At 58.7% G+C, this 19,877-nt stretch carries 9 protein-coding genes, 1 tRNA gene and 6 pseudogenes; 9 read left to right on the forward strand and 7 right to left on the reverse strand.

The window, feature by feature from the left end; all coding sequences use genetic code 11:
* Positions 1 to 80 precede the first annotated feature (80 nt).
* The 5 genes and pseudogenes from XI03_RS20630 to XI03_RS20650 all read left to right on the forward strand — a co-directional run.
* A complete protein-coding gene (locus XI03_RS20630) occupies positions 81 to 1,253 on the forward strand; it encodes a DUF6361 family protein (protein ID WP_271593086.1) in 1,173 nt (390 codons plus the stop codon).
* Entirely contained in the window at positions 1,243 to 3,105 is a 1,863-nt protein-coding gene (locus tag XI03_RS20635) for a phospholipase D family protein (RefSeq protein ID WP_271593087.1), read from the forward strand. The genes XI03_RS20630 and XI03_RS20635 overlap by 11 nt, the downstream gene beginning before the upstream one ends.
* A gap of 2 nt (positions 3,106 to 3,107) precedes the next feature.
* The gene (locus XI03_RS20640; protein WP_271593088.1) at positions 3,108 to 6,356 is read left to right on the forward strand and encodes a helicase-related protein; all 3,249 of its coding nucleotides are present in this window, start codon (positions 3,108 to 3,110) and stop codon (positions 6,354 to 6,356) included.
* Positions 6,357 to 6,748: 392 nt separating this feature from the next.
* Positions 6,749 to 7,435 (forward strand): annotated as a pseudogene (locus XI03_RS20645) (tyrosine-type recombinase/integrase); the annotation flags it as partial.
* 167 nt (positions 7,436 to 7,602) lie between these two features.
* Positions 7,603 to 7,791: pseudogene (locus tag XI03_RS20650) on the forward strand (PDDEXK nuclease domain-containing protein); the annotation flags it as partial.
* Positions 7,792 to 7,879: 88 nt separating this feature from the next.
* Here the strand turns inward: XI03_RS20650 and XI03_RS20655 are convergent.
* Both XI03_RS20655 and XI03_RS20660 read right to left on the reverse strand, forming a co-directional pair.
* Positions 7,880 to 8,138: pseudogene (locus XI03_RS20655) on the reverse strand (transposase); the annotation flags it as partial.
* Positions 8,139 to 8,204: 66 nt separating this feature from the next.
* On the reverse strand, positions 8,205 to 8,678 hold the full coding sequence (locus tag XI03_RS20660; RefSeq protein WP_271593089.1) for a MarR family winged helix-turn-helix transcriptional regulator: 474 nt from the start codon (positions 8,676 to 8,678) through the stop codon (positions 8,205 to 8,207).
* 403 nt (positions 8,679 to 9,081) lie between these two features.
* Between XI03_RS20660 and XI03_RS20665 the strand changes: the two are divergent.
* Together XI03_RS20665 and XI03_RS20670 are read left to right on the forward strand one after the other, a co-directional pair.
* Positions 9,082 to 9,168 (forward strand): annotated as a pseudogene (locus XI03_RS20665) (antibiotic biosynthesis monooxygenase); the annotation flags it as partial.
* A 30-nt stretch (positions 9,169 to 9,198) separates the two neighbouring features.
* Positions 9,199 to 9,645, forward strand: a complete 447-nt coding sequence (locus XI03_RS20670) for a hypothetical protein (RefSeq protein ID WP_271593090.1) — start codon at positions 9,199 to 9,201, stop codon at positions 9,643 to 9,645.
* Between the two features lie 899 nt (positions 9,646 to 10,544).
* Here XI03_RS20670 and XI03_RS20675 read toward each other — a convergent pair.
* Together XI03_RS20675 and XI03_RS40285 are read right to left on the reverse strand one after the other, a co-directional pair.
* On the reverse strand, positions 10,545 to 12,311 hold the full coding sequence (locus XI03_RS20675; protein WP_271593091.1) for a methyl-accepting chemotaxis protein: 1,767 nt from the start codon (positions 12,309 to 12,311) through the stop codon (positions 10,545 to 10,547).
* A 1,054-nt stretch (positions 12,312 to 13,365) separates the two neighbouring features.
* Positions 13,366 to 14,724 (reverse strand): annotated as a pseudogene (locus XI03_RS40285) (tyrosine-type recombinase/integrase).
* Between the two features lie 871 nt (positions 14,725 to 15,595).
* Between XI03_RS40285 and XI03_RS20695 the strand changes: the two are divergent.
* Positions 15,596 to 15,669: transfer RNA gene (locus XI03_RS20695), tRNA-Arg, on the forward strand.
* A 542-nt stretch (positions 15,670 to 16,211) separates the two neighbouring features.
* Here XI03_RS20695 and XI03_RS20700 read toward each other — a convergent pair.
* Together XI03_RS20700 and XI03_RS20705 are read right to left on the reverse strand one after the other, a co-directional pair.
* Positions 16,212 to 16,511, reverse strand: a complete 300-nt coding sequence (locus XI03_RS20700) for a tautomerase family protein (RefSeq protein ID WP_271593094.1) — start codon at positions 16,509 to 16,511, stop codon at positions 16,212 to 16,214.
* A gap of 197 nt (positions 16,512 to 16,708) precedes the next feature.
* Positions 16,709 to 18,060 (reverse strand): annotated as a pseudogene (locus XI03_RS20705) (Glu/Leu/Phe/Val family dehydrogenase).
* Here XI03_RS20705 and XI03_RS20710 point away from each other — a divergent pair.
* Entirely contained in the window at positions 18,013 to 18,231 is a 219-nt protein-coding gene (locus XI03_RS20710; protein WP_271593169.1) for a hypothetical protein, read from the forward strand. The pseudogene XI03_RS20705 and the gene XI03_RS20710 sit on opposite strands and share 48 nt — an antisense overlap.
* A 253-nt stretch (positions 18,232 to 18,484) precedes the next feature.
* On the opposite strand, the gene XI03_RS20715 is transcribed toward XI03_RS20710, so the two are convergent.
* Positions 18,485 to 19,873 (reverse strand): aminotransferase-like domain-containing protein, encoded by a 1,389-nt coding sequence (locus XI03_RS20715; protein WP_271593095.1) that lies wholly within the window; start codon positions 19,871 to 19,873, stop codon positions 18,485 to 18,487.
* Between the last annotated feature and the right edge of the window lie 4 nt (positions 19,874 to 19,877).

Raw genomic sequence — 19,877 nt, forward strand, 5'->3', positions numbered from 1 at the left:
ATTATTCTCTTAGCGATGTCCATATCGACGGCGTGCGACTAACGCTTCCGCGAAATTTCGGGGCGGTGCCGGGAGGTTGGATGTCATCTCTTGCTTGGATCGATTTCGACGAAGCGGAACGGCAGCGCGCCCTCCGTATCATGGCTCTTCTGGATGAACGGGAGGGACGCGACGAGCTTGGATTAGGAGGCATACGCGACTCAATTGCCGATCATCTATTTCCGGGCACCAGCACCATTCAAACGCGCCTTCGGTATATGCTTTTCGTCCCGTGGATTCTGCGGATGCTTGAGGGGCGCGACCTTTCCGAAAATCAATTGAGGAGCGAAGCGCGCGGATTGGAGGTTCGGCTCGCAGATGCACTAAGCGCGGGCGGTGAAAGAAAAGGAATCATCGGCAGAGACGCTGGCGCCCGCCTGCAACGACTACCCAGTTCGGTCTATTGGTCTGGCCTCGGCGCGTGGCGCATTCGGACTTTTCCAGGCTCCATCGACAGTCTGTTCGCATCCTTGCCGGCCCTTAAGCGAGGGCGAGAGGAATCAGATGAAATCAGGGGCAGTGAAGTTCTCGATGCAGTCTGGGCGCGCACATTACCTGCCGCGCCAGCCGATCTATTGCAGAAAGCTACGTTCAAACTAACTGTCGAGGAGGCGCAGTTCATCGTCGACCGCCTGGTGAACGCTCAAGCGGGATCGCTGATTGCCTTTCTCGCTCGCGAAGCGATGGAAGTGGACTGCGACTACATTTGGGCTCACCCGCGCCTCGTCGAATTTCCAGGGTTCGCGCGCCGCTTGGTTGGCCACGGGGAAATCTTCTCGCAGGTCATGCATGGGGCCGCCCTGCTCTACAACCTGGCTCTCAGCGAGCTCCGCGGGCGAGACGACTGGGCCGAAGAATATCGGAGGCGAATGGCCGCTTGGACCGAAGAGGTCGGGCCTACGCTTGCACGCGGCTGGTCGCTGGGCGAATTTTGGGATGCCGTCAAGCATCCAGGTCACAGCATCAAGCCGGCCGCCAAGCGCTTCGTCACGGAGTGGCTCGAACTCATTGCACAGGACACACCAGAGATCGCCGACCTACCGGCGGCGCGCCGGCTCGTGGAAACGCGAGAACGACAGCTGAAAACCACACAGTCGAGATATGTCAATCGTTCGGTGAGGGATCGCTGGACCGGAGCCTCGGGCGTGAACCGCCTTACCTTCCGTTGGAATCAGGCTAAGTCTCACCTCAAGGATCTCATAGATGCAGAGTAAGACCAGTTTAGATCCCGACTGTCGAACGCTTTATGGAGCAAGCCTACAGCCGCCCGCGGATTATTCGCTCGATGCGGCCATCGCCACGACTTTCTCGCTGGATTTCGAGACGGCTCTGGCGGTCCCGGTGAGCTTGGCCCTCTCCGCGGCAGAAAGCCGTGACAAAATCCTGGATCACCCCTTGGCTCTTCTAGAGGGAGCTGAGCGTATGGCGGGACGCCTGTTAGTCTTCGCAGATCATGGACACATCCAGGTGCAGACCCGCCCGCACTCGCGGCTCTGCTCGCTCCTGGAGAAGATCATCGTCGAGGTCGCAGCCCCAAAAGGCGGAGCTTTTCATCCCAAGATGTGGGCTCTTCGCTTCAAGTCCACGAACGCTGATAAACCGCTGTGCTTCCGCTTGCTGGTGATGTCTCGAAATCTTACGCGGGATCGCTCGTGGGATGTAGCGCTTACGCTCGATGGGCTGGTTGCCAAAAAGCCTCAAGCGACGAATCGTCCCCTTGCCGATTTCATTCGACGCCTTCCGGGGCTGGCAGTGGCTCATCTGCCGCCGGGCGCGACCGAACTGGTGGCCGGCTTTGTAGAAGACATTCGCCGGGTGGAATGGGTTTTGCCAGAGCCCTTCGAACGGGTCTCGTTCGCCGCTAACGGTTTCGGAGGTACGCCCTGGCGACCCGACCCTGGCGCCCGGCTGGGCATTGTCTCTCCTTTTTGTGACGAGGACGCATTGTCCATGCTTGCCGAGCGTGCCGCCATGGAAGCTCCTCTCCTGATCGGCCGCTCGGACGAACTCGGTCGCTTGTCGCGCGACGTGTTGAATAGGTTCAGCCGGGTCGCGGTGATGGATGAAGTAGCGACGGCTGAGGATGGGGAGGAACCCGACTCCGGCAGCTTGCAAGGATTGCACGCGAAAATCTTCGTCGTCGAACGGGGCTGGGATACCGAGGTCACGGTTGGTTCGGGGAATGCGACTCGACCAGCCTTGATCACGGGACGCAACGTCGAGCTGTTTGCGACCCTGAACGGCAGGCGATCGCAGGTGGGGAGTATCGAGGATATATTTGGCGATAAAGGGTTCGGCAGACTTACGCGCCTCTTCGTCCCTGAAGAGTGGAGGAATGAAGACGAAGCACAACGAGATGCCGAGGCAAGACTCGATCAAGCGCGCCGCGAAATATGCAGTGGCGGATTGAAGCTAATGTGCAGGCGATTCGGCTTGGACGACGAAGCTGCAGGTCTGTGGGAAATGACCGTGCAGCCGGCCAAGCCTCTGCCCCTCGCCGGTGTTGGGGCACTTCGCGTCTGGCCCATCACCCGAGGAGAAACTCACGAGAAGAATGCGCTCGAAAATCTAAAACGTGGGGAATTCGTCGATCTTGGAGCGATGCCCCTAATCGATCTCACGCGCTTTTTAGCTTGCCATGTTGTCGACCGTGAGACGGGGGCTTCGTTGCTGTTTGCAACGGGATTGACTCTAGAAGGACTGCCGATCGGACGAAATGCAGCGATCTTACGCTCAATAATCCACAACCAGGATGCCTTCTTTCGCTACCTCCGTCTGCTTCTTGCCGAGTTCGGCGATCCCTTCGCCGCTGCGCTGGCTGCACAGAAGGACGCGAGCCACGGAGGCTGGCGCTCAAGCGAGGACGACAAGCCTCTGCTCGAAGAGATGGTGCGAGCTTTCTGTAGAAGAGAGGATCGCCTCGAGGCGATCGAGCGTTTGGTCGAACGGCTGGAAGAAACCGATTCTGGGTCTGGGAGCCCAATACCTCCGGATTTCCACGCCCTTTGGCAAACCTTCCGGGTTGCTTTGCGTACCAAGTCCCAGGTGCAAGTTGTAGAGAGCTAATCATGGCAACCGAACGCTTCGAGGCCGCGTCCGCATTGGCGCCGCTCAAGGTATTTCAGCGACGCACAGTCGATTATGTTTTCGAACGTCTCTACAGTCAGGCGGATCCCGCGTTTCAATTTTTGGTCGCGGACGAGGTCGGACTCGGCAAGACGATGGTCGCTCGGGGCGTAATCGCCCGCATGATCGAGCATCTCTGGGATACGACGGAACGGATCGACATTCTCTACATCTGCTCAAACCAGGCGATTGCCGCACAGAACATCAATCGGCTGAATGTTCTTGGCCGTCGCGAGCTGTCCCTGCCGACGCGCATGACTTTGCTGCCTCTTCAGCTGCGGAGCGAGGCAGAATCGCGCTCGGGCTACGGAGGTTTGAACTCGAATAAGGTCAATTTCATAAGTCTGACCCCGGGAACGACCTTTGATCTGCGCTCGTCCACCGGCATCGCCCCGGAACGAGCCTTGCTCTTCCGCTTGCTCGCCGACGACGTGTCACGCCCGCGCGGACTTCGCAATCTCCTCCAGGTGACCGCGGGTGACGATGGTTGGGACAGTGCCGTCGACAACATGAGCTTGAAAGGTGTGGACACTCACATAATCGAGCGCTTTCGAGGGAAGGTCATCGATGATTCCGCACTCTTCGCGGAATTGGAGCGGGTCTGCGACATGTTCCCGCGTCGAAGAAAAGAATATCCTATCGAAATGACCCAACCACGCAACGCGGTGGTGGCGAAACTGCGCGCTAAGCTATCTCACGCCTGCGTCGATGCGCTCCAGCCGGATCTCATCATCATGGACGAGTTTCAGCGTTTCCGCGATCTTCTCCATGGGGATTCCGATGCGGCGATGCTCGCTCGGGAGCTTTTCAATTATTCTAGCCCGGACGGTCATGCCGCCAGGACACTGCTTTTGTCGGCGACGCCTTACCGCATGCTGACGTTAGCCGGCGATGCACCCGATGATGGTGACCATTACGGGGATTTTCTCGAAACGCTGAACTTTCTCTATGGTCGCGACCGGGGATCGATTGTGGCCGCGGAGCTTTCGCGGGAAATGCGGATGTTCCGAACAATGCTGCAGGCTTTGCCCGCCTCCCGTGGCGCAGCCATCGAATGTCGCGCTGGAATCGAGCAGCGCCTTCGGCGTGTCATAGCCCGGACCGAACGGGTCGGAAGCACGAAGGACCGGGACTCGATGGTCGAAGAGCCGCAGATGTCGCTCACGATCGCACCGGCAGACCTCGCGCAGGCCGCCGTGGTCTCAAGCATCTCGCGCGTTCTGGATGCTCCGGAAATCGTCGAGTACTGGAAGTCCGCGCCCTATCTCCTGAACTTCATGCGCGATTACAGTTTGAAGCGTCTTCTCGCGGAGCAGGCGGCCACACCTTCAGCCGCCCTGCGCGATGCTCTGGCGGTCGCCCGGCCCCAAATGCTACGTCGCGAGCTCCTTGATGCTTACGAGCCGCTGGAGCCCGCCAACGGTCGGATGAGAGCTTTGATTGACGACGTTTTCAGCTCGAAGCTCGAGGAGCATCTCTGGATACCGGCGTCCATGCCCTACTATGGACCGGCACGGTCGTCTCCTCCGCCCACGAAATCACTCGTCTTCTCGTCGTGGTCGATGGTTCCGGATGCAGTGGCGGCACTCCTGTCCTACGAAGCTGAGCGACGGATGGGCGTCGGAGACTCTGGCAGGGCATATTTCGAGCAAAACAGATTGCGGCCGCTACAGTTTCGGCAGGATCAAGGCAGACTGGCTAGCCTTCGGGCGCTCCTGTTGATCTATCCTAGTCCGCAGCTCGCCGAACTGGCGGATCCCCTCGTGGTCTTCGCAGAAAGACAAGAGCAATTGTCCAAACAAGCCATGCGAGAGGCTATTGCGGAACGGCTTCGGCCCGCGCTCGCTGCGCTCGAGCAGGCGGCCGGTAAAGATGCCGGTGGAGTCCTCATTCCCGAATGGGCTGCCCCTGCGATGATCGATCGCCTGCTTGGCTCTTCGGTCGACGCATGGCTCTCGTCATCTGATGGCATGGTCGGACTAGCGAACGAAGATGGTTTCCGAGAGCATGTTGCCGAACTCGGTGCAGCAGCCATCAGGAGCGATTTCTCAGACGTTGTTAGCGATCAGCTTGACTTGCTGGTCGACCTGGCGCTGGGAAGCCCTGCCATTTGCGGCCTACGTGCCTTGCGACGGATCGCCCCCGAACTCTCTTGGGACCACCCCACTTTGTTGCGGGCAGCCGCTGAGATCGCCTGGGCATTTCGCTCATTGTTCAATCAACCTGATGCTATCGCTCTGCTGCGCCGAGGCACCGACGACCGGTATTGGCATCGCGTGCTGACGTACGGCTTGGATCACAATCTCCAGGCAGTCCTTGACGAGTACGCACATTATCTGGTCGACGCGGAGGGATTGAGTTCGCTCGGGTCCGAGGAGCGGGTCCTAGGCGTATCACGCGCAATGGCATCGGCACTCTTAGTGCGGCCTTCGCAGATCGATGTGGATGACGTTCAGCTCGAGGGAGACTCGGTGAAGCTGACAAAATTCCAAATGCGTGGTCGATTCGCGATGCGCCTCGCTGACTATCGCGATGAGGAAGGCGCTGTGGCTCGACTTAGTGGGGTGCGCGAGGCTTTCAATTCTCCCTTCAAGCCCTTCGTTCTGGCTACGACTTCCGTCGGGCAGGAAGGTCTCGATTTCCATCCATATTGCTACCGCATCTACCACTGGAATTTGCCGAGCAACCCGGTCGACCTGGAGCAGCGTGAAGGGCGCATCCATCGTTTCAAAAACCACGCCGTCCGTTTGAACTTGGCCGAACGTCAGATCGGGGCCGTACGAGCGAGCGCTACGGCTCCGCCCGATCCATGGAGTTACATGTTCGAGCGGGCAAGATCCGAGTCAGAAGCTCATGCTGATATCGTCCCGTATTGGATCTATGAGGGTTCTGTTCGCATCGAACGCCGAGTCCCGATGCTGCCCTTCAGCCGGGAGGTCACTCGGCTGGAGTGGCTCAAGCAAAGTTTGACCATCTATCGGCTCGCATTCGGACAGCCGCGACAGGACGATCTATTGGAGTATCTTGCAAAGCTCGCTGGTGACGGGATAGGCGTCCACGATCTGGATGACCTGCAAATTCGTTTAGAGCCTCCAGAACGCATTACGGAGAAGCAGCCCATTGGTGACATTTTTGTCCGGAGCCTGCAAGTGCCAGTCCGTGGAGGTGAGGTCATTTCGCCGTCCGAATGATTGAGCGCGGGGCTCCGCTCAATGATCCGACCGACCGCTGTTGGCCGCAAAGGTCGTCTCCCCGGACATCAGTCAGCGGAGCACTTGCTCGGCTATTGTTGGATTGCTTTAAGCTTGCCAAGATGTTTCGCTGAGCGAACCCTGGGCGAGGAACGGTACACGCAGGGACTAACGAGCTGGGACGCGCACAACGTGCTTTAGCTCGCGACAACTTTCAACGCAGTATAATCGGCTCATTAACGCCGAGCAGACGGCCACCAAGGCCAAATTCCTCGCTTATATGTCGGACCGCAGCGCGGCCAGGCTTGTGGTTGCACCGTGTGGACAAGGCGCGACAAGGGATTCGGACAATCAGGGGCAACCGCGACTCGGGGTCCTCTAAAGGTCGCCCTCAACCGATGCCGAAGCGCGTGGGACCGCTGACTGGATGGAGCAGCAGTGGCGCGACGGTAAACGCGCGAAAAAGAAGCTTGGCGCTTATCCGTCGACGTCCTTGGCTCAGGCGCGAGATCTTCAAGCGAGACTACGCTGATGTGATCCAGAAAGGCCGGAGCATCAAGATTGCAACAGACACTCGTCCTGGCACCATCGTCGATCTGTTAGAGGGGTACGTCGCATCGCTCAAGACTGCCGGAAAACCGTCGTGGAAGGAGACCTTAACAAGATCGCCGACACGCTTGGGCGCAACCGACTCGCGCGCGAGATCGAATCTGAAGAGATCGTCGAGCTTATCCGGCCGATTTATGAGCGTGGCGCCCGCTCAATGGCGGGTCACGTGCGATGCTACATCCACGCGGCTTATAGTTGGGGGATGAAATCGGACAATGACCATCGGAACACATCCCCGCGCCGCGTCCGTATCCCATACAATCCAGCCTTCGGCAATTCCGACCGAACCCAAGGTCCAGGGCACGCGCTGGCTCGACGAGGAAGAATTCGTCCAACTCTATCGCTGGCTGGAATGTCCCGATACACCGGTTCATCCCTCCTATCCTCGCGCTGTGCAATTGATCATGCTGACTGGTCAACGCGTCGAGGAGATCGCGCGCCTTCATGTCGATCAATGGGATGCGCCGGATTGAACACGGATGGAGTCGAACGTCCTCCTCCATCAGATCGACAGCAACCTGTTCGCTCATCAAGGCAGCTCGCTGACAAACTTACTCTCGCAGCAGAGCAGTCGGAGGTTGCCCAGCAAATCCTCAAGGACCCTTACACTTTTGATTTTCTGTCGCTCGGCCCCGAGATGCTTGAGCGCGATCTCGAACGCGGGCGGATCGAGCACCTCCGCGCGCTCATCCTCGAACTCGGCAAGGGCTTCGCCTTCGTCGGTAGCCAGTATCACCTTGAGGTCGACTGGCAAGTCTACTACATCGACCTTCTCTTCTATCATTTGCGGTTACGCTGCTTCGTGGCGATCGAGCTGAAGAATGAAGACATCAAGCCCGAGTTCGCCGGAGAAATGAACTTCTACCTCTCGCCGGTTGACACCAGCTTCGGCACCAGGATGACCAGCCGACTCCGATCATCTGGAACGCCGCATCGTGAGCAGCGGCGAGTGGATTATGATTCGGCTCCAGAGACCGGCCCACGCCAGCGAACAAAGCGGTTATCGCAGGTAGTGTAAGGCCAAAATGATACGGCAAATCGCGGCAAGGTGCCCCAGATCGAACGACCAGAAGATGAGGACGCGTCAGTCATTTACCTGAGGAACTCCACGCGTCTTGTTTGGTAGCATAGACTTGATGCTGCCCATTCGTAGTCCCTTAGTTCATGGCGCATGATTCGAAGCCCCAGTTTGGGAGCTTGAATCACGGGCGCCGGGCCGAGGACAATGCTTTTGCCATGTCAGGCCGACTTGTCCTCACGGCTGCCCTCAAGCTTATCTCGCAAGGCCGTGATCACGCGATGGACAATCCGTATATCCTTGACCGACAGCCCTTCTGAAAGATCGTTGATCCAGGGAGCCTGCAATTCCATTGCGGCTTGGAAGGCGCGCTGTCCATTCGCAGTGAGCACGACGAGCTGCGCCCGTCGGTGATGCGGGTTGACCTCAAAAGATACGAGGCCCTCCCTGTGCAGATCATTGATAATCCGCTGCACGTTTTGACGATTGCCGCCGAGGTCGCGTGCGAGCCAAGCGACCGGTTGGGGACGTTCGGCGGACACAATGGCGCCAAGCACCTGCCAGCGTGCGCTTGTTAGGCCAAGCGGGGCGACCAGACGGTCGCCGGCCGTCAGAAGTAGGCTGTCGAGCCTGAATAGATCGAGAACAAGGTCGGTCAGGGCTTCACCCTCGGGGGTTCGCTTGGCTCTTTTCATTTGTCACCATTGTTTTATCTTGACATCATAATGTCAATATGTTATGTAATCATAATACCAATTAGGCATCGTATATCAAATAGCAATGGAGCCACTCATGTCGCTGCTACGCCCACTCGACCCTTCCTTTCCGATCGACCGCCAGATCGCTATTGGGGGGGGGGGGGGGGGGGGGGGGGGGGGGGGGGGGGGGGGGGGGGGGGGGGGGGGGGGGGGGGGGGGGGGGGGGGGGGGGGGGGGGGGGGGGGGGGGGGGGGGGGGGGGGGGGGGGGGGGGGGGGGGGGGGGGGGGGGGGGGGGGGGGGGGGGGGGGGGGGGGGGGGGGGGGGGGGGGGGGGGGGGGGGGGGGGGGGGGGGGGGGGGGGGGGGGGGGGGGGGGGGGGGGGGGGGGGGGGGGGGGGGGCGCAAAAATCGCCAGCTATCCGGCCTCCGCGATAGCTTCCCCTCATCTGTTCCAGAAAGTTGCCGTGCCCGGCATCTGCGTTGCCTAGCCCTGCTGTTTTTCGGAAGGGAAGATACTCATGATCAAGTTGATCCATCCCGTCGCTGGCGCCTTGGCTATCGCAACGATCGGCACATTTTGGCTATCGACGGTACTCAGCGAGCTGTTCGCGTCCCATGCCACAGTTGCAGCGGTTAAGAGCACCATACCGTGGGGTTTCTTGTTGCTGATTCCGGCGCTCGCTGCCACCGGTGGTACAGGTGTCATCTTGGCAAAGGGGCGCCGGGCCGGACTGATCGGGGCCAAATTCAAGCGAATGCCATTCATTGCAGGAAACGGCATCCTGATTCTTATCCCGTCTGCGCTCTTCCTCGCGTCCAAGGCTCAGGCTGCGGCATTCGATGCTACCTTCTATGCCGTGCAGGCGATCGAGCTCGTCGCGGGCGCAACAAACATTACACTTCTTGCTCTCAACATGCGGGACGGTCTCAAAATGAAGGGATGGTTGCGCCGCAAACCCGCTTGATCACCTCAACCGCAACTGCGCCAACGACTGACCTGACGCCCGGTATCGTCGTAACTTTATGAGTACGCGCCCAAGAAACGGCAACTTGCAATCATTGGAATCTCTTCTAGATGGCACCTGTCGGGCGATGATGCCGTTACTTGAGTTGACTATTGACTGTATTCATCAATGGATCCAGACAAGTTGTCTGATCTCATGGAGCGGCTTCTTTCGCAATCGGTACCGCGGCGATCATCGGCGTTGACTCCTAGCGCTCCCACTAGCATCGCCGACAGGCGGGCGCAGTGCTACGTCGGTTCGGTATGGTGGCCGCCCCACCGTTCACAGCGCATAAATTTCCGCGAGCGCAGTCGGCTTGTCACGCCTGCCCATCAACTCCGCAAGATCATCGTCGTCGCCCCCGTGCTAGGCATTCTCATTCTTCCCATACTACTTGTCGATGACGAGTTGGGCTTCAGCGTAAACCGGATGAAGGCAATCGGCCTTCGTACTCGCCTAGCTGAGCCGCTGTGAGCGTGGGTTGGCACGTAACGGTTAGTCTCGCGCTGTAGCTCTTTGGCTGCCCGGCGGAGATTGTCAGTGTCCCGCTCGTCCTTGCTATCGGAGCAGTAACGCAGATGTCGCTCGGTATCGCAAACATCAAGGCCACGGCGCGCGGCCTCCCGGATTTGTTGTCGCAGCGCTTTGGCGGCCTGATCGCTCTCGCGCTCCCGCCCCCAAACTCACCGAGCACCCCCTGTCGCTCACAGATCCTTTACTCGTCACAGAAGTTATCGCAAGAAAGGCGCATTGGGCAGCCTTGAAGAGTGCCAACCACAAAACATCGATTATTGCTAACTCCAAACCGCTCGCGATCAGCCAATTCCCACAGCATTTGCGGCAAGGACACTACCCACCTATCAAGATGCTCGGAGGTCTCGGATGAAGCTGTCAACGTCCCGGCTGAGCGTTTCGGCTTGCCTTGATAGGTCGGTGGCAGCTGTCAGCACCTGCGTGGCGGCCGCACCTGTCTCCTGGGCCGCTTGACTCACATCCGCGATATTACTGCCGATCTCCGCCGTCCCCCGAGCTGCTTGGGTGACGTTGCCTGAAATTTCTCGTGTAGCCGCGCCCTGTTCGGTAACGGCCGATGCAATCGCATGAGCTATCTCGTCGATCTTGACGATCGCGCCGCTGATGCTGCCGATCGCATCAACCGTGCGGGCGGTAGCTACTTGAATCGTCGAGATCTGGTCAGCGATCTCTTCGGTTGCCTTGTCAGTTTGGGCGGCCAGGGTCTTCACCTCATTGGCGACCACCGCAAAACCCTTCCCCGCGTCACCGGCCCTAGCCGACTCAATACTGGCATTAAGCGCCAGGAGGTTGGTCTGCGCGGCGATGTCCTTGATAAGCTTGACAACGCCGCCGATCGACTGCGCGGTGCTGGCAAGACCATCCACGATCTCGCCGGTCCGCGTCGCTTCCACGACGGCATCGCGCGCCATGGTCGAAGAATGCTCGACTTGACGCCCAATTTCGGCGACTGACGCTGCAAGTTGCTCAGCCGCGCTTGCTACGGTTTGAACGTTTTCCGATGCCTGATCGACAGACGTAGTTACCGCATTACTACGGCGTGAGGTTTGCTCTGCGGTTGTCGCCATGGCTTCCGCCGCCGCTTCCATCTCCGTTGATGCTGCAGCAACGCCCTCGACCACCCCCCTGATGCTACGCTCGAACTCGTCGGCAAGTTTGCTCATGGCCGCACGTTTCCTCGCCTCAGCGCGAGCTTTCTCCGCCTCCTGCTCGCACCTCAGTCGATCGGCTTCGGCCATGCTGTCCCTGAACACCTGAAGGGTCTCAGCCATTTGCCCAACCTCGTCCGTTCGCTTCAGATAGGGAATGCTTTTCAAGGGCTCTGCTTGGGCCAGACGCCTCATAGTGTTGGCGAGGATTGGAATCGGTCGCATCAATCGACGAGTCAGCAGGAAGGTGGCGGCGCTTAGCAGCGCGAGAAGAAAAAGGCCTGCTCCGCCAAAATACAATTTGAGCGTTGAAAGGAACTGGGTTATGTCGCCCGTCTTCACGCTCACGGCAATCATCCCGACCGGCTTGCCCTCCGTGTTCATTGCCGGAAGATAGCCCGTGAAATACTCCTGCTCTTCGTAATACCCCTCCTCCGTGGCTATCCTTCCATGCTGCAGACGGGCTAACGTTTCTTCGGAACCATCGAATGGTTCTCCGTTTCTTCTTCCTCGGTTTTCGTTGAGTAGGGATGTCGAAGCAATGAAATAGTGAGGCTTGGACTTGTCGCCTCGCGTAGAGGCAACCCAGGCGGGTCGTTGCTCACCCGCATCGAAGTATGAAAAGATCGATACCCGGGCGCCGGTATACGAGGACATTTGATCGACCGCGTCGTCTGTTCGAAATTTTGGCAGAATGCTGGTCGCATCAAGAAGCGAGAGATTTCCGTTTTGGTCCAATTTTATGCGGACACCGCTTTGAGCGGTGACCATTATGTTTGCGGCGACCAGCATTGTTTGATCGAGTCGACTTCGTTTCGTGCCGTCGACATACCGAGATGTTGCCACCCACCCAAGCACGCTAAGCGAAACTATCACTGCAGCCAGCATGCACACGGTCATTAACGTCACGCTGTTTGCGAGACTGCCCTGCCGAATTTTCGTCAATGATTGTCTCCGATGCTATCCGGATCCTGACTTCACGCGTGTTACTGAAGGCAAAATGGACTCAGCCTCTCCCCGCTGGCGATTTGTACGCGGAAGGTCGCGGTGGACTCTGCGGCCAAACATCGATGACTTTGTTGCACCGCAGCGCGACCCATTGCGCGACACGCTGCTTCGCGATTCGTGCGACCCAAATCGTTCCATGGAAGGGAAGGTTGGAGCCATTACGTGTTTCGTCTATGTGCGATCAGAAAAGCGAATGGCCGTAAATTTCCTCCGACAAAAAGGCTGGCATTGACACTCGGGCTGTGCTCAGCACCGCGGGTCCCTTTCAGCAGCCTGTCTTCCAGCTCCATCAGGCGCTGCGCCGCAAAGCCGATCATCTCACGCAACAGATCGGCATCGGGGTCTTCTCCACGAGCGTGAGCAGGTTCATCATGCCATCGGTCATCGCCGGTTCCTCGGTTGCGTTGGCGTGTCGCTACCCGGTCCAACCAGAGGACTGTCGGTGACCACCGCAAAGCCGCCCGCCTGCTACGGCGCTATTGGGGACCGCGCCCGGGCGGCTTTGCTCTACCGAGCTTTGCCACCCTCTGGGGCACGACGAAGCCCACAGACTAACGGGTATTCGTCCTGTTTGTACGCCATGGCTACCCAGCAGCCATACCCGCGCTCTAGATTCCTTTCTTGCTAAGGAAGCCCACTATCTTATTGCCTCGGAGGTATCATGATTCAGGCGAAGACATGGGCGACAAGGACGAAATCACTCGGATCGATGTATTTAGGTTGCCAGGTAATAGGAAAATGTCGCGTGATGTGAAACGTCGTCGCAAGAACTGTGGCATGCCGCCGCCGGCGACGTTCGATATCGATACGCTGCCGTGCAGCTCCAATTTGACGGCATTGGAGGTGGCCGCGATCATCTGGCGCACGCCTGGAGCGCTCGAGCAATGGCGACGCAACCCGAACCACCCGTTGAGATGGCGCTACGTCGATGGGCGCCCGCTCTATCGCGTCGATGCAGTGCGCGACTATCTGGCTGGGTGCGATAAGACTACTAAGCGCCCTCAGCCGCATAATGCTCGCGGAGACGACCGAGCAGTTCGGCATTAATAGCGTCGAGCGGATTGGTCCGCTGCAGGCGCACGGCCTTGCCGACCCGTTTCGCGCCGACCAACTGCGCGATATAGTCGTGAGCCGCTTCGAACGCCATCTTGCGAATGATCCACTGTTCGTTGTGATTGTAGACCTGATCGATCCCCCGCGGCTTTTGCCCGACACACAGCCGCTGGATTTCGTTGTCGTAGCCGCAGCGTGACATGATGGTGCGCAAGCTGCGCCTCAAATCATGCATCGTGAACTTGACGACACCTGCTTCCTTGACCAGACGGCTGACCATCTTGGTGAAGCCTGACATCAGACCTCCGGTCTTCGGTGACGGGAAGACATAGTCGGACGTTGCCCGTTGGAAGTATTTTGCGGCAGCGAGCACCTCGTCAACGAGGTGAGTGCGCGGCGCGTCGTGATGCAACCCCATCTTGGTCCACGCCTCGTCGAAGGTAACGCGATCATCCATGATGTGTTTCTGCTACTGAATCATGGTTGGCTCGCTGCGGCGCGGGCCGCTAAGCAAGCACATGCGTGTCAACAGCCCAAACGCTCCGAGCTTGCCGGCCGCCTCCCAGACGCTGATGATCTCGCCATCGGTGAGCGCCCGCCCTTTGGTGCGACGACCGAGCCGCTGCGCCCGGGTTTCCTTGGGCGCGCGATAGCCGGTCGAGCACATTGTGCTCGACATAACCTTCACCGACACACCATTCGAGGAATGTGTGGGCGTGCTTGCGCAAGTCCTTGGCTGCGCCGCGCTTGCCGGTCTTGGCGATCTTATCCACCGCCGCCATGATTTGCCGCCGCGTCAGGTCGCCGACGGCGAGATCGACATGAGCCTTGAGACCGCGCCTGAGCGCGGACATCGCTGGCTTCCAGTTGACGACTTGGCGTCCAGTCAGCGATGTTTCGTAGGGGCCGTCCTCAATGATCAGGTTCGCCAGCGTGATGCACTCCCGCTCGGCCAGCTGTTGCCGTTTGGCCTCGCGCTTGGCGTCGTTCGGATCGCCCCCTTGGCCACTTCGCCTGCGGCGATGATAGCGGCTTGGCGCGCGGCCTTCTCGTTGAACTTGGGCCATGCACCCAACGTCTTGCGTTGCGTGCCCCTCGCCCCAGGCTTGGTGAACAGGTAGGCCCAGGTCCGGCCGCCAGTCGCGCGCATCCTGAGCGCAAGCCCAGGCTGCTCGGTGTCGTGTAAATAGTGCTGGGACTTGCCCGATGGCAGCATGGCCGCGCGGATCGCCGCGTCAGTGAGCCTCAAATAGTTCGTCGTCACTCCAGCGCTGAGGCCTTTGTCGCTCGCTTCCATCGTCCCTGCCCTTTCTCCTTGCCCTGCTACACCCCGCCCACAACCCGTTCGCCCCATGTTTCGACTCTATTTGTGCCCAGAGGGAGAATTCACGATGGGCACAGCGGGGGCATACAAGATATGGGATGCCCAACTATGCCCACTATGGTCGCATATGGACAATTGTCCCTATACAGCAGCGGTTTCTCTAATTTTACTATGGCGAAATTTGGTTGGCCGCGGTCTACAGATTGTGGTTCACACGGGAGAGGTCCAAGGTTCGATCCCTTGTGCGCCCACCATTTCAATGACTTACCCCGTTAATTCCCCGGATGTGCCCTAAACGGAGAGGGGAAGCGCTCGTCTGAGCTTCGGTCCCTTTAGGAGGACTCATTGGACCAGCGGACAAAATGGAAATTACGGACGGAATTCGAGCGCTGCTTCTTGCGGGCACGATAGCAAGAACATGCAATGCGTTGTCGCGCGCGGTAGCGAGTGTGCCTCTCTCATGATCGTGCCTAACGTTTGGACTCAAACTTCTTGTGTGGAATTCGACCCGCTGGCCTCCATTTTTAATGTGCGCAGGTTCGTCCGCCGTCGCGACTACCATCGCGGGAGCCGAAGGCCTGCTCTCCGAAGGCAGGTGTCAAGCTGTTTGTAGAATTGAAGGAGCCTGGAAGAACCAAGCAAACCAAGGACTTGTCAGTTTACGATGAGCCGACCCAAATGCGCGCGTTCCTTCACGTAAGCAGCGCGTAAGCAGCTGAAGGCGAGAGGCAGCGTAGACAAGCGAAAAGACGAAACGTTTCGATCGCGTGAGAAGTGAAACGAACTCGAAGCTGGCCCAAGTTCGTTGACCATCGTAATGCAGTCAGGCTGGCAAGATTGCGATGCGCCCGTAGCTTAGCTGGATAGAGCGCCACCCTCCGAAGGTGGAGGCCACACGTTCGAATCGCGTCGGGCGCCATTTCGGTGCAAAACTAGGTACTCCAAAAGCTGGCATTTCTGCGCTTGAGGGCGCGACGTGGGCAAGGCGTGGGCAAGGCGTGGGCAGATGGTCACGCCGATAGCCGCCTAGTTCGGTCCGCATTCGCCTGCGTGCCGGCAACGATTAGTTCCTCATCGATCGTGATCGCTTCCCTTTCGATAACAGTAGGAATGGGCTCTCGCGACGGCATGATTGCCTGGCCGCTCCGGCTCGTCGTTAGCCGGTCAAAGCCATAAACCGGCGAGTCAGTGGCGCTGAGCGCGAGCCTTGACAATGTCGAGCAGGCAGAGCCCGTTCAAGCGATCATGGCTTGCACCGACCGGTCCGGCCCCTCACCACGACAAAGTGCGCCGACCGCTTTCCGCTGTGAGGCGCCAGCACGTACATACTCCTTTCCGTGCAGCCATACTGCTATCTCTAAAACTAATGTTCAGACAGCGACTGCATTGCCAGTTAGGTCGAGCGGGCGGCGCCTGCTTCTATCTCGCCGTCCTAGTCAATCGCAGAGTCGCTGGTTCGACTAGACGTCAACCTTAAAATCCAAATCGATCTCTGATGCGGGATAACCACCTCTGAGTCCCCAATTCTCCGCTGGCACTTCCAGCAAGATGATCTTGATCTCTGTCGCCGGCACCCCGAGCGCGGAGAGGTTCGCGACCAAAAGCTTGTAGAGCGCACGCTTCGCTTCAAGCGATCTGCCAGAGAACATCACGACCTCAACACGCGTGTAGTGCTCCGATCGGCCGGTGGGAACGATCCTGACGTCAGCATCGTAGATATCGAGAACTACATCGCGATCGTAGTCAGGTCTCTTGAGCACGGAAAGGAGCGCCGATTGGACTGCTTCAATAGCCTTTTGCTCGCTACCACGAGCCCACCCGCCCGTTGTGATACGTGTACTCGGCGTTTGTGGCTTCCCTCGAGAGACTTGTCATCTAATGTTACGTCAGGGCGCTTACATTTTTTGATCGAAGCTGGCCGGATTCGATCCGCTGAACGCGCCATTGTCTCCGTTCCTCAGATCCCGATCGCTTCATAGGCTTCGGCGATTTGTCGAATGGAGGCGACATAGGCCGCGGTCCTGTAATCGCCGAGTTCGGGTTGTTCTTCCATGAGATCTGCAATACGTGCCCAGGTGCTCCGCATGACGTCCTCAAGACCGGATCGAACGAGGTCGATTTCTGCGCCTCCTTCGAGAAACTCATCCCGCATATCGGCTGGGAACTCCTTGCCAGTCATCTGTTCGAGCGCCGCAGCGATCGTTTGGTTTCGCCTTTCGCGACGCCGCCGTTCCATCAAGCCGAACGGGATGCGCGTCAGATTTTTCGCCCGCTCGAAATAGCTAACAACCACGCCGCCGGCATTCACATAGAGATCCGGCAGGATAATTATTCCTCGGGAGCGGAGCATCTTGTCAGCCTCGAAAGTGACAGGGCCGTTGGCAGCTTCTACCACAAGCTGAGCCCTTATGCGGCCCGCGTTTTCCGGATGAATGGCGTTCTCCATCGCCGCAGGAATGAGGACATCACAGGGCAATTCGATGCCCGTCATATCGCCAGCGACGGACGTTGCGTCAGGAAAGCCCAGAATGCTGCCTGTTAGGAGCTGATGCTGCTTTAGCAGCTCAACTGGGAGGCCCTTCGGATTGGCGACATAGCCATCCCGCTCCGCAATGACGATTACGCGGGCGCCGTCCTCCTCGGACAGGAACTTTGCGACGTGATAGCCGACATTGCCAAAGCCTTGAATGACAACTGAAGCTTCTTTGAGATCGCGTCGGCCATTCAAATCGGAGGTGCGCGGATCGCGAAGATAGCTCTGGATCGCAAACTGTACCCCCCTGCCCGTCGCCTCGGCGCGACCGGCAATACCACCCTTCGACAACGGCTTTCCCGTTACGCAGGCGCTCGCGTTGACGACATCAGTCGGGTTGGCGGGGCGGAATTCGTCCATCATCCAAGCCATTTCCCGCTCGCTTGTGCCGATTGGGGCCGGAACGTTAACACCTGGGCCGATCAGACCGCGCTTGTTGAGTTCCTGGGTGAAGCGGCGGGTGATGCGCTCGAGCTCCTGCGGAGTCCATTCGCGCGGGTCGATCTTGAGGGCCCCCTTCGATCCGCCAAACGGTACATCGACAAGCGAGCATTTGAGTGACATGAGCGCAGCAAGCGCCTCTACCTCTTCGGCATCGGCGTTTGGCGCGTAGAAATACCGCCTTTTACGGGTTCAGAGTGCTCGCTGTGGACTGATCGCCAGCCGATAAAGCTATACATACGGCCGCGTAGTCTCACGCCGAAGCGGACCGTATAGGTCGAGTTGCATTGAATGATCCGCTCGGCCAATCCTTCTGGGAGATCGAGAAACGTCATGGAATGGCGGAAGTTCTGGTCGACGCTTTCAAGAAAGCCAGCAGAATTGTCTTGCATCACGCACCTCTCATTGTTGTAAAAGCGCCGACGCGCAGGGATGTTTTGGCTGGTAGCTCGCTTCACCACGAAGCCATCGTGGTGAGTTCGCATGCACCGTCGATTCCTTTTTGACGCCCGAGAGTGTTTGGGCCTCTAGTCGCCATCTCTCCAGTGAGCGGCGTGTTGCGAACCTGGCAGGCAGACTAATGACATCAAATGACTAGCCAATGCAGAGGTCCATTGCGGCCGCTGATTGATTGCCGATCTAGCTCGGCAGAATTAATTTCATAAGACACATTTCGCGCACACAAAGCGCATCTTCTTGAAAAGTGCTGTGTTTGGTGTCGGCCAAGGTCGAGCGCACCGAAAGCCGAGCGAGCGGAGGTTAGGCGACAGAAACGACGTTTATTGGATGGCGAGCCAGGATATCGCGGAGAGTCTGGAGCACATCAGAGAGCGCTACGATATCTCTTGGCGCGCCAAGGCAGATACGCGTTGCACCGGGGTCTGCTTCGCCAATCGCGGACGCGATGCGCGGGGTCACAAGTATGCCGCGACCTCGGGCAGCTGCGGAAAATTGATCTGCGGACCACTCTTGAGGCAACGGCAACCATCCGTAGAAGGCCGGAAACTCAAGTTTCGCGGCTTTGGGAAAGACGTCCACGAACACACGATAACGCTCAACCGCCTGCAGGCGCCGCTCGCGCAGAAGCTCTTCAAGCTTGCCACTCTCGATCAGCCGTACCACCACCTCGCTCAGCATCGGAGCCACAAACCAGGCGGAGGCGTGCAGGAGGAGCTCAGTTTGAGCGATGTAGGCTACCGGGACCGTCAAGGTGCCGAGACGGAAGGCGGGCGCAAGGCATTTGGAGTAGGAGTTGACGTAGAAGGTGCGGGTTGGTGCCAATGAGGCGATAGGCACAGGACGCTCGGTGAAGAAAAAACCATAGACGTCGTCCTCTATGACGGTGAGATCGAGTTCCTCGGCGAGTTCAGCCATGCGCTGCCGGCGTGCAAGACTCATGGTGCGAGCCGTGGGACTGTGTAAGGTCGGCATGCAATAAAGCACCCGTGCTCCGGACGTGCGGCAGGCCTTTCTTAATGCGTCCGGCTTCATTCCCTCGTCATCCATCTCGACCGGTACCAAGTGGAGGTGGCTGGCGGCAGCGATCGCTTTGAACCCGGAATAGGTGAAGATGTCGACTAAGATGCTGTCGCCAGGCTTTGCCATTAGGCGGAGGGCAATGTCGATGGCGTGCTGAGCACCGTTGCATAGAAACAGCTGAGCGGGCTCGATGGCGAAGCTATTATCAGACAAAGAGGCAGCAATGATTTCGCGGTGCTTCCAGATGCCCCCATGGGGGCGGTAGCGGAGCAACGGTGCAAGATCACGCTCGCGCACGACCTCACCAAAAAACGCGGACAGGATCTGCGTCTCGTTTCCCTCGACGGGCACGTTCAACGCTAAATTGACCGGTTCATCTCTCGCCGTGGTCTCGGCTCGGGCGACGGAACGGCGCCGGACGAAGGTGCCCTGCCCGACGTGGCCGCTTACGATACCACGCTGTTCGGCCTCCTGATAGGCTTTGCTTACGGTGCCGACGGACAGACTAAGCTCCCGAGCTAGGTCACGGTGCGGCGGCAGACGATCGCCGTCCGACAACCGGCCGTCGGCGATGTCCTGCTCCAGAGCATTGACCAAGGCAAGGTAACGCGGCCCCTCGGAGGCGAGCTGGCGAGGCCGCCAGCCCGAAAGTGGTCCATCCAAGCTCATGTAC

Origin of the sequence: Bradyrhizobium sp. CCBAU 65884, from assembly GCF_028128835.1 — a bacterium.
In the GTDB taxonomy this organism is placed as follows: Bacteria; Pseudomonadota; Alphaproteobacteria; order Rhizobiales; family Xanthobacteraceae; genus Bradyrhizobium; species Bradyrhizobium ottawaense.

Coding starts and splice junctions, on each gene's coding strand:
- XI03_RS20640 (WP_271593088.1), top strand. CDS start 3,108: ATGGCAACCGAACGCTTCGAGGCCGCGTCCGCATTGGCGCCGCTCAAG.
- XI03_RS20660 (WP_271593089.1), bottom strand. CDS start 8,678: ATGAAAAGAGCCAAGCGAACCCCCGAGGGTGAAGCCCTGACCGACCTT.
- XI03_RS20635 (WP_271593087.1), top strand. CDS start 1,243: ATGCAGAGTAAGACCAGTTTAGATCCCGACTGTCGAACGCTTTATGGA.
- XI03_RS20715 (WP_271593095.1), bottom strand. CDS start 19,873: ATGAGCTTGGATGGACCACTTTCGGGCTGGCGGCCTCGCCAGCTCGCC.
- XI03_RS20630 (WP_271593086.1), top strand. CDS start 81: ATGTCATCTCTTGCTTGGATCGATTTCGACGAAGCGGAACGGCAGCGC.
- XI03_RS20670 (WP_271593090.1), top strand. CDS start 9,199: ATGATCAAGTTGATCCATCCCGTCGCTGGCGCCTTGGCTATCGCAACG.